The sequence below is a fragment of the Hymenobacter sp. YC55 genome, assembly GCF_029433095.1.
Lineage (GTDB): Bacteria > Bacteroidota > Bacteroidia > Cytophagales > Hymenobacteraceae > Hymenobacter.
Genome location: NZ_JARNTX010000002.1, coordinates 630852 through 649465, shown reverse-complemented (window position 1 = coordinate 649465; position 18614 = coordinate 630852). Strand labels below are relative to the sequence as shown.

The 18614-nt window shown below is 53.8% G+C and carries 14 protein-coding genes; 9 read left to right on the top strand and 5 right to left on the bottom strand.

Translation table 11 applies throughout. From position 1 onward, the window contains the following. Nucleotides 1-325: 325 nt before the first annotated feature. From P1X16_RS15985 to P1X16_RS15950, 8 genes are all read left to right on the top strand, one after another. On the top strand, nucleotides 326-3637 hold the full coding sequence (locus P1X16_RS15985; protein WP_277231001.1) for a TonB-dependent receptor: 3312 nt from the start codon (nucleotides 326-328) through the stop codon (nucleotides 3635-3637). 20 nt (nucleotides 3638-3657) lie between these two features. Next, a complete protein-coding gene (locus P1X16_RS15980; protein ID WP_277230999.1) occupies nucleotides 3658-5427 on the top strand; it encodes a RagB/SusD family nutrient uptake outer membrane protein in 1770 nt (589 codons plus the stop codon). Between the two features lie 333 nt (nucleotides 5428-5760). Further along, nucleotides 5761-6525 (top strand): SDR family oxidoreductase, encoded by a 765-nt coding sequence (locus P1X16_RS15975; RefSeq protein ID WP_277230996.1) that lies wholly within the window; start codon nucleotides 5761-5763, stop codon nucleotides 6523-6525. An 80-nt stretch (nucleotides 6526-6605) separates the two neighbouring features. Further along, complete coding sequence (locus tag P1X16_RS15970; RefSeq protein WP_277230994.1) at nucleotides 6606-7463, top strand: fumarylacetoacetate hydrolase family protein; 858 nt, start codon at nucleotides 6606-6608, stop codon at nucleotides 7461-7463. A gap of 256 nt (nucleotides 7464-7719) precedes the next feature. Then, nucleotides 7720-8508 (top strand): SDR family oxidoreductase, encoded by a 789-nt coding sequence (locus P1X16_RS15965; RefSeq protein WP_277230992.1) that lies wholly within the window; start codon nucleotides 7720-7722, stop codon nucleotides 8506-8508. 153 nt (nucleotides 8509-8661) lie between these two features. Next, on the top strand, nucleotides 8662-9147 hold the full coding sequence (locus P1X16_RS15960; protein ID WP_277230990.1) for a YdeI/OmpD-associated family protein: 486 nt from the start codon (nucleotides 8662-8664) through the stop codon (nucleotides 9145-9147). A 179-nt stretch (nucleotides 9148-9326) separates the two neighbouring features. Continuing rightward, nucleotides 9327-10460 (top strand): histidine kinase, encoded by a 1134-nt coding sequence (locus P1X16_RS15955; protein WP_277230988.1) that lies wholly within the window; start codon nucleotides 9327-9329, stop codon nucleotides 10458-10460. Then, on the top strand, nucleotides 10457-11215 hold the full coding sequence (locus P1X16_RS15950) for a LytTR family DNA-binding domain-containing protein (protein ID WP_277230987.1): 759 nt from the start codon (nucleotides 10457-10459) through the stop codon (nucleotides 11213-11215). The genes P1X16_RS15955 and P1X16_RS15950 overlap by 4 nt, the downstream gene beginning before the upstream one ends. A gap of 113 nt (nucleotides 11216-11328) precedes the next feature. Here the strand turns inward: P1X16_RS15950 and P1X16_RS15945 are convergent, their stop codons facing one another. From P1X16_RS15945 to P1X16_RS15925, 5 genes are all read right to left on the bottom strand, one after another. Then, nucleotides 11329-12063, bottom strand: a complete 735-nt coding sequence (locus tag P1X16_RS15945) for a hypothetical protein (RefSeq protein WP_277230985.1) — start codon at nucleotides 12061-12063, stop codon at nucleotides 11329-11331. A gap of 274 nt (nucleotides 12064-12337) precedes the next feature. Continuing rightward, nucleotides 12338-15238, bottom strand: a complete 2901-nt coding sequence (locus P1X16_RS15940; protein ID WP_277230983.1) for a hypothetical protein — start codon at nucleotides 15236-15238, stop codon at nucleotides 12338-12340. 189 nt (nucleotides 15239-15427) lie between these two features. Continuing rightward, a complete protein-coding gene (locus tag P1X16_RS15935) occupies nucleotides 15428-15853 on the bottom strand; it encodes a DUF2141 domain-containing protein (protein WP_277230981.1) in 426 nt (141 codons plus the stop codon). Between the two features lie 881 nt (nucleotides 15854-16734). After that, a complete protein-coding gene (locus tag P1X16_RS15930) occupies nucleotides 16735-16989 on the bottom strand; it encodes a hypothetical protein (RefSeq protein WP_277230979.1) in 255 nt (84 codons plus the stop codon). 102 nt (nucleotides 16990-17091) lie between these two features. Next, nucleotides 17092-17487 carry a hypothetical protein gene (locus tag P1X16_RS15925; protein WP_277230977.1) on the bottom strand — a complete coding sequence of 132 codons (396 nt, stop codon included), beginning with the start codon at nucleotides 17485-17487 and terminating at the stop codon, nucleotides 17092-17094. A 208-nt stretch (nucleotides 17488-17695) separates the two neighbouring features. Here P1X16_RS15925 and msrA point away from each other — a divergent pair, with 208 nt between their 5' ends. Further along, a complete protein-coding gene (gene msrA / locus P1X16_RS15920) occupies nucleotides 17696-18376 on the top strand; it encodes a peptide-methionine (S)-S-oxide reductase MsrA (protein ID WP_277230975.1) in 681 nt (226 codons plus the stop codon). Nucleotides 18377-18614: the final 238 nt, after the last annotated feature.

Genomic DNA, 18614 nt, shown 5'->3' with positions numbered 1-18614 from the left:
CACTATCCTAAATCATCAATTCTATATTTATAGACAAGAAAATATAAGGTACAGGCAGCTAGAGAAAAGCGTATTTGGCAGTATAGTGAGAACGTTCCCGGCAACGATTGCATAAATAAAGAAATGCGCTATCTTCTTAATGCAGTAGCATTCAGTTAAAATTAGTAAACCAAATAATAAGCTGACAATCCAAATTGTGCTGCTGGTTTAATCTTGAAATGTGCGGGGTTATTGAATTCAACGGAAAACCCTAAACCAAGACCAACAGTCCAATTGCCGAAAGGCCTTTAAGCTTGTTTTCAAATTTCCCACGGTTACTTCTAAAATGATGAAAAAACAACTACTGCTGTGGCCGCTAATGATCTGTGCGGCATCGACAGCGTGGGCTCAGCAGCAACGGCGCATTTCCGGCGTTGTGAAATCCGAAAAAGGTGAAGGGCTTCCCGGGGTAACCGTGGTAGTAAAGGGTTCAACTGCTGGCGCTTCCACTAACAGTGATGGCACCTTCTTGATAACACTGCCCGCTACCGAAACCAACCCGACCATTCGTGTGAGCTACATCGGCTACGTATCCCAGGATATACCAGTGGGCGGCAAGGAGCAAGTAAACGTGACCTTGTTGGAGGATACGCAAACCTTGAAGGACGTTGTAGTAATCGGCTACCAGGAAGTACCCCGGAGCGAAGTGACTGGGGCAGTATCTTCCGTTGGGGCTGCTCAAATCAAAGATATCCCTGTAAACTCGGCCGCAGAAGCACTAACTGGGCGTTTGGCGGGGGTGCAGCTTACTCCTTCCGAAGGCCAGCCTGGCTCCGACGTGCAGATTCGGGTGCGGGGTGGTGGCTCGATAACGCAAGACAACTCGCCACTCTATGTGGTAGATGGGGTGCAAGTAGAGAATGCCTTGCAGGTTATTTCTCCACAGGACATTCAGTCAGTTGACGTGCTGAAAGACGCTGCAGCTACAGCTATCTACGGAGCCCGCGGCGCCAACGGGGTTGTTATCATTACGACGAAAGGTGGAAGGGAGGGGAAAACAACTGTTACCTACAACGGCTTTGCTGGCTTTCGCCGCATCACTAAAACATTAGATGTACTGCAGCCTGCTGATTATGTGGATTACGCGTACGAAAAAGCTACTATCTCAGGCGGCTCAGCACTACAGTCCTTTAAGAGCCGGTTTGGTAGCACCACGTTCCGAGACGTACGAGACTACTCCCAAGTACAAGGCTATGACACGCTCGGACTTGCCCGTAGTGCTGACTTTATCGATTGGCAAGACAAAGTATTTGGCCGCGATGCTTTCCAGCAAACTCACAACCTAACAGTGGCTGGAGGCTCTAAAGGGACCACGTACTCATTGAGCTTAACCCGCAACGACGAAGACGGTATCCAAATCAATTCCGGCTTCACACGTAACCTGCTCAACTTCCGTTTTGACAATAAGGCTAGTGACAAGTTCCACTTCGGTTTCGGCACCCGACTTACCGACCAAGTGAATATTGGCGCGGGCACTTCGAACCAAGGCAATGGCTCAACCACAAACACACGCCTACGCAATACCATCGTATACCAGCCACTGCTCACTGCCAATCAAGCAGCATCTGGTATTAATATTGACGAAAATCCTGACGACGAGTTCTTTAGCTCATCTGGCTCACTATCGAACCCGGTACTAACCATCAACAACGAATACCGCCGCGACCGGCGCCGAGTGTTCAACTTGAGCGGCAACGCTACTTATAACTTCACGAAGGACTTCGCCTTTCGAACAACTATTGGTTTCGACAACACTAATGGCCGCGTTGAGAATTTCAATGGTCAATACTCGCCTACTATCCGGCAGTTCTCCAACCTACCTTTCGTGTCAATTAACACGGGGCAGTCGGTAACTTTTAATAACTCTAACGTTCTGACTTATAGCTTCAAGAAAGAGAAGCACTCCCTGGATGCGTTGTTAGGACAAGAGATATATTACCGCCGGAACGCATTCCTGAACGTCAACAGTTACTACTTGCCGTTGACTGTATCAGTGGAACGGGCTCTCGACAACATTGCTCAACGCGACCCTAGTGCCCCTAGTACACCCCAGCCAGCACCTGTTACTGGTGTAGGCGAAAACTCGCGCTTGCTTTCGGGCTTCGGTCGTCTGAACTACTCGTTCGACGACAAATACCTGTTCACATTTACGTTCCGTGCTGACGGCTCTTCCAAGTTCAAGGGTGACAACCGAGTTGGCTATTTCCCCGCCGCCTCAGCCGCTTGGCGCATCTCACGTGAGTCATTTATGCAACCATTTGAGTCGCTGGTTTCAGATTTAAAGCTCCGCTTAAGCCATGGTCTATCGGGTAATAACCGAATCAACGACTTCCTCTATGACCCATTGTTTGGTATCTTATCCGGCACGGTAGGTGGCAACCCAGTAAATACTTACTACGCGCTGAATAATGTACTGACGCCAGGTGTAGCAGCCACTTCATTGGCTAACCCTGGTTTGAAGTGGGAAACAACTACGTCGAGCAACGTGGGCTTGGATATAAGCTTACTCAACAACCGAGTGCAGTTTACCGCCGACGTATACTACAACAAAACCAAGGATCTGCTACTCGACTTGGCTATTCCAGCCACAACGGGTTATGCTACGCAGCAAATCAACCGCGGCTCCACTTCTAACCGCGGCTTAGAATTACAAGCTACGGGTACGGTAATTCAGGGAACAAATTTCTCGTGGACAGCCAATGCCAACATGTCGTTCAACCGAGGCCGAGTGGAAAGCTTAGGTGGCGTAGACGCTTTGCCGCCGCAGTATTCGGGTTGGGCTAGTACGGCCATCACAGCTGATTATCTGGTACAGGTAGGCCAGCCAGTGGGCCAGATGTACGGGTACGTAACTGATGGTTTCTATACGGCCGATGATTTCACTGGCTATGTCAATGGGCAATGGGTACTTAAGTCAGATATACCCTCTGACCGCGGTGTAACGGGTTTCAGCGGTGCTGGCCAGCAAGTAACGCCAGGCACTATCAAGCTGAAAGACATTAACGGCGACGGTGAGGTAACGGCTGCTGACCGCACTGTTATTGGCAATGCCAACCCCAAATTCACTGGCGGCCTGAACCAGCAGTTCACATATAAGAGCTTCGATGCCAGTATATTCCTGAACTGGGTGTATGGCAACGACATCTACAACGCTAACAAGATTGAGCTGACCTCTTACACTGCTAATACTCAGCTTAGCAATGGGCTGAGCATCATGAAGGACCGTTACCGTACTATCGATGAAAATGGAGTAATTATTACAGATCTGGAAACTACACGCCGGGTCAATCAGAACGCCAAAATTTGGTCGCCGCAACGCACTCTGTTCCCGCACTCTTGGGCCATTGAAGATGGTTCATTCCTGCGTGTAAACAACATTACGATTGGCTACACATTACCCAAGAAGTTCACAATGCGCGCTAAAGTGCAGCAGTTGCGCTTCTACGTGACGCTGAACAATATTTACACCTTCACTAACTACAGCGGCTTCGACCCAGAGGTTAATACTCGCCGCTCGTCACCGTTAACTCCTGGTGTTGATTATGCTGCTTATCCGCGCAGCAAGGCCTTCCTAGCAGGCTTGAACCTCACTCTCTAGTGCTCCATTCAGACCTTCACATGAAACGTATAATTCGCTCCACCTTTGCTGCCCTCTGTATTGCCTGCTTGGCAAGCGTAACATCGTGCAACTACCTGGATGTTGAGCCTACATCAATTGAAACTTCCGAATCCGTATTTAGTACGGTAAGCGGCGCTTATAATGCGGTTATTGGGGCCTACGCTCCAATGGCTGGCGATGTGGCTTACGGTAACCGCATCAGCGGCTATTTTCCTTACGACTCCGAAGATTTCCTGAACTCGCCAACTGGCGATGATGCTGGTGAAGGACGGCGTGGTATTGCGCGCTACAATGCCAGCGTAACCAATACTGATGTGCGCAATGCCTGGAACGCTATGTATCGGGGTATTGAGCGGTGCAACATTTGCATTAAATACATTCCAAGTATGGAACAGTACCAGGCCGGTACCGATCAGCTTGTTATACAGCGACTGTATGGCGAAGCCCTTACACTACGCGCGCAATATTATTTCGAATTGATCCGCAACTGGGGCGATGTGCCAGCTCCCTACGAGCCAACCGTAACGGGCCAAGATTTTAATATACCGCGCACCGACCGTAATGCTATTCTCGATAAGATGCTTTCAGATTTGGACTTGGCTGAGAAGCTAGTACCATGGCGCTCGACAGTAGCCGCCGATGAGCGCATTACGAAAGGGGCTGTTAAAGCTCTGCGCGCACGCCTCGCGCTATACCGCGCTAGCTACTACTTCGATCCCAAAACCTCACGTATGGAGCGCGCTCCTGACTACAAACAGTTCTACGATACGGTGCGTACAGAGTGCCGAGAGTTAATGGCTCAACGTAGTGAGCATTCCCTGAACACTAGTTTTGAAGAGTCCTTCCGTGCAATTGCCGAATACCGACGCGATGCTGCCAACGAAATACTATTTCAGGTGGCCATGGGCGGTACTGTCAATGGCTCAACTACTGATAGCAAGTTAGGATATTTCAATGGCCCGCGGGTAACAGCTACTTCCTCAGCCTATGGCACGACCACGCAAGGAGCCATCGTGGTACAACCCACTTACTTCTACGCCTTCGCGCCAAACGATCTGCGCCGCGACGTAACTATTGCGCCCTACTCTATCGATGCTACGCCCAAGCGGGTTCCTACTACGCTGATTAGTGCCTATGACGGTAAGTTTCGTCGGGAATGGAGCAATAATACTTCGCTGAAAGCAGGTGCATCTCAAAGCTTGCAATATAATTGGCCTCTGATTCGCTTCTCAGATGTGTTGTTGATGTTCGCTGAGGCCGAAAATGAATCATTAGGAGCTCCTTCAACTGCTGCACAAACTGCTTTGCAAGAAGTTCGCCGCCGTGCTTACACTGGCAACGCACCAGCCGCACCTGCTAGCTATGGAGCCTTTCGCACTGCCGTTATGGATGAGCGCAATTTCGAATTTGGTGGTGAGGGTATCCGCAAATATGACCTGATTCGCTGGAACATGTTAGGCACTAAGTTTCAGCAAATTAAGACTACATTACGTGATTGGATTGATAGCACTCCTAACGATAACATTCCCCAGTATGTCTACTACACTACAACTGGTCCCACATTCCCGCCCGTAAACTCCTATTATGGCCCCTCACCAACGACCACGCCAACAGGTACTACCCGCGTTAACTGGCGACTAAGCATTGTTGAGGCTCGTATTCTTGACATTGCCTCAAGTTTCACAGAAGCACGCCAATTGCTGCCTATCCCAGCCGAAGCACGCAACACTAACTCACTTCTGACGCAGAATCCAGGTTATCCACAGTAAAAATTTGCTTCAGGCTTTACGACCATACGGTCTATAATTAGCTATCTAGCTAAAGGATTTAGAAACACAAAGGCCCCAACCTTCTAGAGATTGGGGCCTTTGTGTTTCTACCCCATTTCTGTTTTCCTGCTTCGGAAGCCCTGACACTACAGGAGAGTGCCCTCAATCTGGCTGCTCATTTTTACTGGCACCCTTTGGTCACGGCACCGAATGAGTTAATACAAAGCTTGAAAGTGGTTCATTTAGAGTTTCCAATAACTTCGGGCGCAGCTAAAGGCCAAATGACTGCACGCATAGTTCATTCTTTCACGTAGCAAACCGAATCCATCCGTTATGTTCAGTTTATCTGGGAAGAAGGCAGTTATTACAGGCGGTGGCAGCGGCATTGGTAAAGCCATTGCGCTGATGTTTGCCGCGCAGGGAGCCGAGGTGCATATTATAGAGCTAAATGCAACTGCCGGCGAGCAAGTGGTAGCCGAAATACAGGAAGCAGGCGGCCGTGCCACTGTACACAGTGCCGACATCAGCCAGCAAGCTCAGGTCTTGCCCATCTTCAGCCATATTGGCCCGCTCGATATTTTGGTCAACAACGCGGGTATCGCGCACGTGGGCAACTTGGAAAACACGACGGAAGCGGACTTCGACCGAATCTACAATGTGAATGTGAAGGGCGCCTACAACTGCTTGTATACTGCCGTTCCGCAACTGAAAGCCAACGGCGGGGGCGCCATTGTGAACTTGGCTTCTATTGCCGCCTTGGTAGGCATCAGCGACCGGTTTGCGTACTCGATGAGCAAGGGCGCCATCTTCGCCATGACCTTGTCGGTGGCCCGCGACTATTTGGCGCACAACATCCGGTGCAACAGTATCTCGCCGGCGCGCGTGCATACCCCTTTCGTCGATGGGTTTATTGCCAAAAACTATGCGGGGAAAGAGCAGGAAATGTTCGACAAGCTTTCGCGCAGCCAGCCCATCGGGCGCATGGGCACCCCCGACGAAGTAGCGGCCTTGGCCCTCTACCTCTGCTCCGACGAAGCTGGTTTTGTAACCGGCTGCGACTACCCCTTGGACGGCGGCTTCACCAAACTCAATAACTGACTGTGGCTTGCTAGCTTTCAGCGGCTAGCCTCTGCCTAGCAGGCAGCTCAACCCTTACCCTCCATCACCAACCAAACCTCATGAAACTAATTCGCTACGGCCAGCCAGGCCAAGAGAAGCCAGGTGTGATACTGCAAGACCAACTAGTTGACGTATCCGCTTTCGGGGAAGATTATACCGAGGCTTTCTTTGCCACCGATGGCTTAAGCCGACTGGCAGATTTCGTGCAGGCCAATGCCGGTCAGTTGCCTGCTGTTGCGGCGAGTGAGCGGTTAGGGTCGCCCGTGGCACGGCCTTCCAAAATCGTGTGCGTGGGGCTGAACTATGCCGACCACGCCCGGGAAACCGGCGCTACGCCACCAGCCGAACCGGTGCTGTTTTTCAAATCAACTACAGCGCTTGTTGGTCCAAACGATAATATCATGATTCCCAAAAACTCAACTAAAACCGACTGGGAAGTGGAGTTGGCGGTGGTGATAGGCAAGCGCGCTTCTTACGTGGAAGAAGTTGATGCGCTCGACTATGTTGCGGGCTACACGCTGCACAACGACGTGTCGGAGCGGGAGTTTCAACTGGAGCGCAGCGGCACCTGGGACAAGGGCAAAGGTTGCGACACGTTTGCGCCTGTTGGGCCATTTCTGGCCACGCCCGACGAAGTGGGTGACGTAGACAATCTGCGCCTGTGGCTGAGCGTAAACGGCGAGATGATGCAGGATGGCACCACGGCCAACCTCATTTTCCGCATTCCATTTCTGGTTTCTTACATCAGCCAGTTTATGACCTTGCTGCCCGGCGACATTATCTCAACGGGGACGCCAGCTGGAGTAGGCCTGGGCTTTAAGCCGCCCGTGTACCTGAAGCCAGGCGACGTAGTAGAACTCGGCATTGATGGGCTTGGCACCTCGCGTCAAGAATTGGTAGCTTATACTAAGAGCTAGGTTTCAAGCATCTGTTTTCATGCGGCAGCCACTCAACTTATTGAAGGCTTAGTGGCTGCTTCAGCAAGAAACATTGTGCTGCGTATCGACTGGCGCCGTTTTTCGCGTTGACTTGAAAGCTGCTCCTCGCATTTGGAAGCGTTATGTTTGGCCGTAATCAAGTCGGACTGATGGCCAAAGCCTCGCGAGGGCACAGCTATGGAGGTTTGCCCCGCATCTGTGGTTATTTAGTACTCATCTGCTTGGTCTTGGAAGTATGGACTTACAATTGCGCAACAAAGTCATCATCGTAACAGGTGGCGCCAAGGGTATTGGCGAAGGTATTTCGCGGGTACTGGCTGCCGAGGGAGCTATTCCGGTGGTAATAGGCCGCAATGCCAACGACAACGAGACACTGGTAGCATCGGTGGTTGCGGCCGGGGGACAAGCCGGCTACGTGACGGCTGAGCTGTCCGACCCGGCGGAGTGCGAGCGGGCGGTGCAGGCCGTGGTTGCGCAGTTTGGCCGCATCGATGGGCTCGTCAACAACGCGGGGGTGAATGATGGAGTAGGATTAGAAAACGGTAATTACCAAGCCTTCATGCAGAGCTTGCACCGCAACGTAGTGCATTATTATCTGATGGCTCACTACGCTTTACTGGAGTTAAAAAAGTCGCGCGGCGCTATTCTTAATATTACCTCGAAGACGGCCGAAACTGGCCAGGGTAACACGTCGGCTTACGCGGCTGCCAACGGCGGGCGCAATGCCCTCACGCGCGAGTGGGCCGTAGAACTACTTAAATATGGTATTCGAGTGAATGCCGTGGTGGTTGCCGAATGCTGGACGCCCGCCTACGAAACCTGGATTAAGACCCTACCCGACTCGGAGGGAAAACTGCGCGAAATCACGGCCAAGATTCCACTGGAAAATCGCATGACTACGGCCGAGGAAATTGCTAACACCACTGCCTTCCTGTTGTCGGCCTGCTCTAGTCATACCACAGGCCAAATCATCCACGTCGATGGGGGCTACGTACACCTCGACCGGGCTTTGGCTAATGCTTAGTTGAAAGAACTTCAGCAATAAGGTCAAGTGGAGTGGTAAGCTGGAGCCACCAAGCGAGGGGCACTAGTTTTCGCAGGAGTAGTAAGCTTCGTGGGAAGCACGCCTTGCTTATTGAATAGCGCAACGACCAACAAGCTTTGCTACTTTCAACGCATGGAAACTTCTCACACGTTTCAGGCCCTGCTGGAGCCCGGCGGGCCGAGCTTCATGCCGACGCAAATTGTGGTTGTGCCACCGCTGGTGGTGGAAGCATTGGGTGGTAAGACAATAAAGCGAGTGGTAGGCACCATCAACAATTATCCGGTGCGGCGTGGGCTGCTGCCGCTACCGGGCGGTGGGCGCTACCTGATGATCAACAAAGACATGTGTCAGGCAGCCGGGGTGCAACTTGGCCAGCACGTCACGCTTTGTCTGGCGCCCGATCCGAATCCGGAGGCAGTTGATTTGCCCGAGGAGCTACTGGAAGCTTTAGCGACTTGGCCCGAGGCTGAAACGGGGTTCAATACCTACTCAGCCAGCCACCGCCGCGCTATGGCGCAACACATAGCTACTGCCAAGCAGGCCGAGACTCGAGCGCGGCGGGCAGTGGAACTGGCCGAGCGCCTAGCCAATGGTCGGCATCCTTTCCGGAAGTCGTAGGCACTGGAGCGCGGGAAAGCACGCTACCAAAGCTCAGCTCTACGTACTGATACCCTGGCCGCGCGAAACCAACGGTTCGGGGTGGCTATCGGTATAGACTTATGCGACGCTGGCCGATTACCGGCTGACGGCCGGAGCATGAGCCGCTACCTTTAAAGTACGTATTTACCATCCGCTCCATGCCCCTGTTTACTTTTCGTCAGGCTCAAACCTTTCTGCTTCATGCCCTTGCCTGGATGCTGCTCGGGATGCTGCTCGTGTTGCAGCCGCCGGGGCGGCTTCCTCAAACGCAATTTTACCTGCTGCAAGCGGCGCTTTTTGTTGTGTCGCTGGGCGTGTTTTACCTCAACGTTTATTGGGCCGTGCCACGGCTGCTATACGGGCGGCGGCTACTTAGCTACGGAGCATTTTTGGTAATAGTGGTGCTAGGCGTGGCGCTGCCCTACCGCCAATTGCAGAACGAACTGGAAAAACGCTACCGTACGCAACGTCTTAACGCAAACTTTGCCCCGCCCAACTCGGATTTTCATCGGCCCGGGCCACCACCTAATGGAAGAGGCCGCCGTCCGGGCGACTTGCGGCGCTGGGGCTGGCGGCAAGACTGGGTGAACCCGGCGGTGATGCTTTCCACGCTCCTGGTACTGGGCTTGGGCACCAGTGTAGCGGCCGTGCAACGCGGGCAGCGAGAAGCACAGATCCGGCAGGCTCTGGAGCAGGAAAAACTCTCAACCGAGTTGGCGTGGCTGAAAGCACAAATCAACCCGCATTTCTTCTTCAACACGCTCAACAACATCTACGCCCTCACGCTACTCGACGGCGACCAGGCCCGAGACGCCATCCACCGGCTTTCGCGCATGATGCGCTACGTGCTCTACGACACGCAGAACGGCACAGCCCCTCTCAGCCAGGAACTGCTCTTCGTGCGCGACTACATCGACCTAATGCAGTTGCGCCTTACCGACAATGTGCAGGTGGCGTATGAAACGCCGGACATAGTCCACGAGGCCCCCATTGCACCTATGCTCTTGCTCACGTTCATAGAAAATGCGTTTAAGCACGGCGTTAGTGCCTTGGCGCCTAGCCACATCCGCATTGTGGTACGGCAGCCAACTCCCCAAACGCTCGACGTGGAGGTGCGCAACTCGGTTTTCGATGACCGCCCGTTGGCACTCGATGAAAACCAGGGCATCGGGCTGGCCAACACGCGCCGCCGCTTGGCGCTGCTTTACCCCGACCGGCACACCCTGACCGTAACCCCACGCACGCCCGAGCACGAATACTATGTGCACCTCACCCTCTCTCTGCAGCCATGAAACTCAATTGCATTGCCGTTGACGACGAACCGTTAGCGCTTAAGTTGGTAGGCCATTTTATTGAACAAACGCCCTTTCTTAACTTGGTTGGCAGCTACGGCAGCGCGGTAGCTGCCCTGCGGGGCTTGCAGCAGCAAACCACGCCGGTCGATTTGCTGTTCCTTGATATTCAGATGCCTGACCTGAACGGTTTGGAACTGGCCCGGGTGCTGGTCCGGGAACCGGGCCAGCCCGGCCCGCGGGTGGTATTCACCACGGCATTCAACCAATATGCAGTGGAAGGCTACAAAGTAGATGCGCTGGATTATTTGCTTAAGCCGTTCACCTACGAAGAGTTCTTGCGGGTAGCCAACAAAGCCAAATCGTACGCGGAATTGAGCCAGCCTGTGAGCCAACCCGCTGCCCCGGCTCCCGCCGCACCCCCCGATGCCCCCGACGACTACCTCTACCTGAAGGTGGAATACCAGCTAGTGCGCGTGCCCTTCCACGATATTCTATACATCGAGGGGCTCAAGGATTACGTGAAAGTGTACCGGCAGAGCGAGCCAAAACCATTGCTTTCCCTGACTAGCTTAAAAACACTGGAAGAGCGCCTACCGCCGCGGCAGTTCATGCGCATTCACCGCTCCTATATTGTAGGGCTCAACCACATTGCGTCAATCGGCCGGGGCACGGTGCATATCGGCACCGAAACCATTCCCGTCAGCGACAGTTACCGCGAAGCCTTCGACCAATTCGTCAGTCGCTGGAAGTAATATCCTTAATGCAAAGCATCCGCTTCGCTTTGGCATGAAACCAGCGCGGAGCGGATGGTTTTTGTTACTTCTCTAAAGGAAAGGATAGAGCAGCCTGCTTTTTAAAGTACGCTTTAGGCTAAGCTGGCGTGCGGGGTCATTAACTGCTTTTGCAACTCGACGACTACCAGTAAGGCGTTGTTGCTGAGTGCTTCGACCTCCACTTCTTCGGTATCCCACAAAGCCAAGCCATCTTTTTCGTGCAGCAGCCGGCCTTGCACTTCGAAGGCACCAGCCAGCACAAATGCAAAGAACGACGCTTGGTTTTCAAGACGATACACCACTTCCTGACGTCCCGCAAAGCGGCCTATATGCACGGCAAAAGGAAGCGTCAAGCCAGCTTCGCTGCCGGGCACAATCGGGATTAGCTGGTTTTCAACGGCCGACAACTGAAATGCAAACACCTGGCTACCAACTTGCTCTATAGGTCGCTCGGCTTTCACCCACAACTGCAGAAAAGTAACCAGTTCCGTTTCGTACGGATTGGTTAGCTGCACCGTGGTATTGGCAGGCACTGTTAGCAGCTGGAGTTGCTCTACTCCTACGGTGGCGCTACCGGCCGTAGTAGTTGCCACCAGTTCACCAATTACCGGAAGCAGCAGGATATAAGAAGCTTGCTCGGCAGTGTATTCGAGGTGCCGCCCACCGCCTAGCGTTTCCTCGTTTACAACGTACAGATTTTCAAAAGGCTCCTTATGCTTGTGCACATACGCCTTGAAGTTGAACGTGCTGTAGCAGCGAAACTCACTGCTTTCAACAAGCCCCCGCTGGTCTGCTACAAAGATCTTACCCGGTGTCTGCTGGATCATACTGATGCTGGCGTGGCTGTGCGAGAAGCCAATTTCTACCAGTAGCCTCTTGCAGAAGTACTTACCTCCTTCGGATATACTACCGGCCTAGCTGATTGGATAGGTGAATTTCGCCCGCTCCTTTCACTGCACTCTGCTTCAATCGACAGCTAACAGCTCTGAATCGACGGATTGGCTACCGCAGCAATAGTGCCGCCTTTGGAGTTACACTTTGCCTTAGCCGTCGAACAACTAGATGGTAAATAACTCACCTCACAGCTTCGGAGCACCGACATTATAGCCGAATGCTGAACGCCAAGGGCTCCACTATCAATTCCTGCGTGTAGGTATTCACTACCACGCGCACGCCGGCTTCTAGGGGTGTGCGTAGCCGCAGCACGTTGAACAGCACCGATGTATCGAGGCCCACGTTGCGGTAGTCCCGCTCACCGGAAATACCTACGCTTCGGCCCTGAGCTACATCCAGGAACCCATTGGCTCGTATGCGCTGCACGTACAGCCAGCGTCCCACCGACCAGTGCATGTAAGCCACAGGCAGGTAATAGTCCACAGAAGCGGCGCGCATCCTATCGAAGCTCACGTAGCCTTCGCCCCGCGGGAATGAAACGGCCGCTGCAAACTGGTATTGGCGCTGCTGCTGCCATTGGTAGCCGGCCCGTAGCCGCAGCGCGTGGTGTTTGGCCAACCCCGGCAGATACACACTGGCTTGCCCCGCCCACTGCCGGGCATCCAGGCCGGTGCCGAAGGGCGTTAGGCGGGACGTAAGTAGCAACGAGCCGCCCCACCGCGGCGCTACGTCACGGGCGCTAAGCCGCAGTTGGCGCGCATAGCTAAGCGTGGTTTGCACGGCGTGTACGGGTCGGTTAGGACCAGGCTCACTGCGCGAGCGGACCGGCAAGTCGTAGTCGCTCACCCGCTCGTGCAGGTAGTAGCTACTGAGCGTCAGGGCTTCCAGGTATTTCGAGCGGGTGAGCGTGAGGGGCAAGCGCAAACCAGCCGTTAGGCGGGTGTAGCGCCATTGGTCGCGCCGAAGGCTATCGAGGGGCTGACCCGGCCCCCGGGCTCGGTCGATGTACCGGGCCGCATTGCGGCCACCGTACGTGACATCGGCATCTAGCACCGGGTATTGCCCTTGGTAGCTCAAGCCGCCAAAGACGGCGCCAGTACGCTCGGTTTGGTCGTAGGTCAGACCCGCAATGGCTTGCGTAGTACTGAGCACATCCTGCGAACGAACGCCTAGGCTAACGCTATTGCCAGACGGATTTTGCACCACGCCCCAGCCAAACACATTGAAGGCATTGCGGAGCACCGAGTATGGCCGCGTGGGGTAGTTGCGCGCTGTATCGGCGGGGGCGGTACCGGCGAGCAACGGCAGCAAAGTAGTTGCACCCGGCTCCTGCGCAGTCAAGGCTGTGGCATAGGGGCCAGGCACGGCGGTAGTAGCCGTTGGGACCAGGAGCCAAGCGCCGGGGTTGAGCGTCATTTCCACCACCCGGGCCCCGGTGGCACGGTAGTCGTGGAAGGCCAAGTGGCTTCCATCTGGCGCGGGTGCCGCATGGTAGGCCCCCAACGGCCGGGAAGTTACCTGATAGGTTTGGCCGGTGCCGGTATGCACGGCGTACACATTGTCGATGCCCGACTGCGGCGAGTTGTAAAGCACGTATTCGCCCCAGGGCTGCGGATTGCTGACATTCACGTTGGCCACGGGCAGCAAGGCGCGGGCCGCCCCGGTAGCCGGGTCGAGCAGTTCCAAGGTTTTGCCAGCGGGCTTCAGCGTCACGGCCACTATACGCTGGCCGTCGGGCGTCCAGTGGGGCTGTTGGTAGAAGTCGTTCTGCGGGTTGGGCAAGATGTTCAGCACGGCGCCGGTGCGGGCATCAAGCACCGACAGCGAATGGTGGTAACTGGAATCGGTTTCGACGGCAACCAGCCGCGTACCGTCCGGCGACAACGATGCGGCGGTGTAGCGGTGGTGCCGGCCCACCCGTGCTACTTGCCCAGTGGCTAAGTCCAGCACTTTTAGCTCGGAGTAGATGCGCTGCCTCCAACGCGCATCAAATCGATATTCTGGCCACACCACTTTTCCCCCACCCACCGACAACATTTCCGGCAGATTCAGAGGTCCCAGCACGTACAGCTTCCGCTCCTTCCCGGTTTTCGTTGAAAGCAGCACCAATTGCGCGATATCGCCGAGCCCGGTCTTCAGAGCTACTACGGTGCTGTCGTTAACGTACTGCGGGTATTGATACTGCGTAAACACCCGGCCTTGGTATTGCCCAGCCAAGTCTCGTGCCTCGGTGAGCTTCAAGTCCTGCTGCTGCGCTTGCCACGTCGAATCGAGGTTGGCCATGGTGCGGGTGTAGAGCTGCTCTACCCGCAGGCCGGTGGTGCGACGCAAACTGTTGGAAAACGAGAACGGGTAGAATGGAAACCGGTTGTAGCGCGTTAGCACCCGCTCCCACACATCGGCCCCGTAGCGAGTCTTGGCGTACGAAGTCAGATAATACCCTAGCACGTACCAGTCGGGCACGTAGTCGCGCAACGAGCCGTTGGCGGCTTTCTGATAGTTATAGCGCAGCCCGGCCAGCCGGTTGGCGCGCATTCCTACTCCGAATTCCGGGATGCGTCCGCGGCCACTGCGCGTCAGGGCGGTTTCGGTGCCCACGGCATCGCCCTCGAAAAACCACTGCGGCAACCCCACGGCCGCTACGCCAAGCGCGCCATCACCGAGGAGCGGACCCAGCAGCCGGCCAATGCCTTGCCGGCCTTTCTCGAATTGCCCAACGTGCCGGTACTCGTGCACCACCAGCTGGTCGAGCCAGTCGTTGGTGCCCAAGCCCATACCCTGCTCGGGCGTGGCGTAGAACTCGGCGTGGCGCGGCAGAAAAGTTACAAACCCGTTACTCACACTGGTGCGCGTTTGCAGCACCACCGAAATGGGCCGCGGATTCACGCCGAGCGTGGCGGCGCCGGGGCCGTGCACCTGCTCTAGCCGTTGCGCCGTGCGTTGGGCGGCCGCTTCAAAGCCCACTGGATACAACACCCGAAAGTGTGGCGTCTGGATTTGCTGCCAGTGCAAGGAGGGTGGGTTTTGGTCGAGAACCGGCAAGCTTTGGGCGCGGCCCGCCAAGGAAGAAGCCAGAGTTGCCAGAGCAGCTAGCAGAAAGGTGCGCATTGGGTTATAACGGGGGTATAAAGGCGAGAAGTTAGGCTACAATCCGCTAACTGCAGTCCGGGAGGCCTACATTTATTGCGGGTGTCTTCCTTGCCTTTCAAAGCAGAAGCCCACCCCACTAACGCGGGCCGGGCTTCTAGCGAGTGTCTTCCACAAGACGATAACCAACTTGTTGGTCTTGACGCAGCTTTACTTGTTGAGGACGATGTTTACCACCTTGGGGCCGCTCACCACAAATTTGCAGTCATTGAAATCTGGGGCGGCCAACTTGGGGCGAACGTTGTTGGAAAAGGCGTAAGGCTCTGTTGGAATACCTACAAAGTTCTTGTCCAGTTTGTCGTTGTTGTTGGTGTCTTGGGTGATGGCCACGGCCCATTCGCCGTTGGGCAAGTTGATGGGCAGCGTTACTTGCTGCTGGCCCCCAGGCTGAATAGCCCGCATGAAGGCATAGCCACCGTGCTGCAGAAACTTGTCTCGCACATTATAGAAATACAGCTTCACCACCGATTTAGTGGATGCTAACGCCGACACGATTACAGTAACGGACGAGGTACCAGCCGGATTGTCTCCGGCAATAGACGGCGTAGCTACAAGTGGGCTGCTAACAGCTAGCAAAAGAGCAAGGTGGTGTACTCGCATGGGCAAGGTGCGGTTGTGGAAATAGAAGACAGTGCAAGGCCAACTTGCGGTAACCGCAAAAAGTGCCAATTCTGATGAACTGTCAAGATAGCCTTATTGCCGGACACTTGCACTGTAGACCTCGGTTTTTTCCTGAAACCGCCCCAAAGCACTAGCATTCTCCCTGTATATCTATCATTTTACGCTTAACGCTGAATTTTTTTACGACATAATACAGATTATCGAATTACTTATCATTCTGACGTTTAGCTATAAAATCCTGTTTATTATTACCTAATTCATACTCATCAATGAGTAACTTCCTTGCTCAGCGCTTGCGTATATGAGTATAAATGTGTTTGTTAAATAGCCATTTCGGCATTCCACTAATGTTTTAGTATGCAAATCAGACGCGCGTCGGGCCGCTTGGCTCGTGGGTGGTACTACTGCCGCAAGTAAGCTTGCCTATTTTCTGCCTTACCGTCTCCGTCCTGTTCTACAGGGTGCAAGGCTTTGTCTCCCCTCGTGATTTGTAAAGTTCATTTTCACTCAAGCATTCTGCTAGAGTGCAAAGGCCTGCATGCACGATGGCTAAGTGCAAATAGTAGGCAGATAATGCAACTCGCTTATAGCCTACAACAACTGCTTGTGGTCAAACCAGCGGTGAGGGTGTGCGATTATGAGCGAAACTGTACCCGAGTAAGACAGCAGTTCCTGCAAACTACATGCTCGTCACCTACAACTAGGCTTAGAAAAAGGCAGTTGTAGGTAGCTGATAGCAGCCAGCGTTTTGTTTTCTATCCTGCCTCAGGATAAGGTGATAAAAAGGCAAGCGGAATGCAGGCAAGCTTATGCGCTTCATCCTAACACTCCGCTTTTTAGCTGTCTGAGTCCTCTAAACTTGCTGTGTGGCAGATTTCGTCAACTAACAGCTCGATGTCGTGTGAGTTGGTAGTGGGGTTCAAGACCCAATTGTTGAGTGCTTGGCAGTATACCCGGAGCAACTCATTGCCCCCAATAGCTGTCATCTGCTCATGATGGAATTCCTTCATCCAAGCGGCCATCTTCTCCCGGACCCGAGGGTCGGCATACGATGCGCCTGCCGGAAATGGCGGAGGCTTGAACTTTGACATATTCAATATTTTTTAGAATATATACAAGATACGAAAATAAGTTAGAAAGAGTTCATATCCTTTTTTGCTAGGTTATTGATCGAGCTTGTGCAATAGCAGTTGCTACATCTGTTCTAGCCAAGCTGAAGCGGTTTCTAGGCTATCGAAAGTCAGAATCAAGGGGCGGGCAGTATGCTGCAACGTCAGATCGGTGGACAAGCGGCTATATAGATTCGGTGAATACACCCACGCGAAGTACTCCAACCCGGCATCGGCCATGGCTGGAAACCAGACGTGGCCACCCCACTCCGCTGCATCCGACCACATGCTGGTCACGCGGGTGTTGTCGTTGAGAACTTTGTGACATCGTTCGTCGCGCATGCACTCCAGCATTTGCATACAGCCCGTCTGAACAGTTTCCAGCGTTTGGTCGCCGGTCCAGTCCACGTAAAGCCAATCGTGGTTGTAATCGTAGAAAATCGAGATATAAGAAGTTTGAAAGAGTAGATGTTGCGCCATAATCGGGGACGTGCAAGTGGGTGCGCTAGCGGGCTAAAGGGGTGCAAATGTAGACAGAATCCTATGTTCCGAGGTTGGACCAAAACTTATGGGGTGGAACGCGACTTTAGCATGCTACTGTTCTAAAGCAGAGTACTTGCCCAACGTCCAAGTAGCGCTGATTTGCGTACATCTGCCGTCGAGTTCCACACGCTTTTTTATTGTTCCAATGTCTTTGTTGAAACTGAAGTCTTGTTTGATTTGCTTGCTGCTCTTTACCATGGCATGCGGGCAGCAACAGTCTGCTGATGCGCAGACTCTTACGCGTTCGACGGCAGGCGGTTTGCCCACCGCTACGCAAGCCAAAGGGTTGGGCATCGCAACCTTTGCCGGAGGGTGCTTTTGGTGTACCGAGGAAATATTCGAGGAGTTGCGCGGCGTGAAATATGTGGTGTCGGGTTACGCAGGTGGCAAAGAGCAGAATCCTACGTACGAGCAAGTAGGCAGCGGCCAAACCGACCATGCCGAGAGCTTCGAAGTATATTACGACCCCAAGCAAATCAGCTACCAGCAGTTGCTTGACGTGTTTTTCTTGGCCGGCCACGATCCGACAACCCTTAACCGCCAAGGTCCCGATGCGGGCAAGCAGTACCGGTCGGTAGCCTTCTACCGCACGCCGCAGGAAAAGCAACTCATCGAAGCTACTATCAAGCGCGTCAACGCGTCCAAACACTATTCCAACCCTATCGTGACGCAGGTAGCACCGCTCACCAAGTTCTGGCCCGCCGAAGAGTACCACCAAGGGTACTTCCGCCTCCACCCCGACAATCCTTACATTCAGTCGGTATCGGTACCGAAGGTGATGAAGTTCCGGAAGGCCTACCCGCAGTTGCTCAAAAATCCGCTTTAAGCTAGGCTGCCTCTCCCTCTTTTCGAGTGATTTTTCCAGTAAAGCACAGCATGAAAGAGCCGGCTCCCTAAGGGGCCGGCTCTTTGTTTATAAGTATTTTCGCCGCCCGGAAGTAGGCAGCTGCATGTAATGCTCGTTTCGCAGCCCCGGATTGCAGCAACCGCAGCTACTATTTGCAGTTAATCTTTACAAGCTGTGTACGTGCGGTTTCCTGTGTTTTACTAGCAGTAGCGAAGTT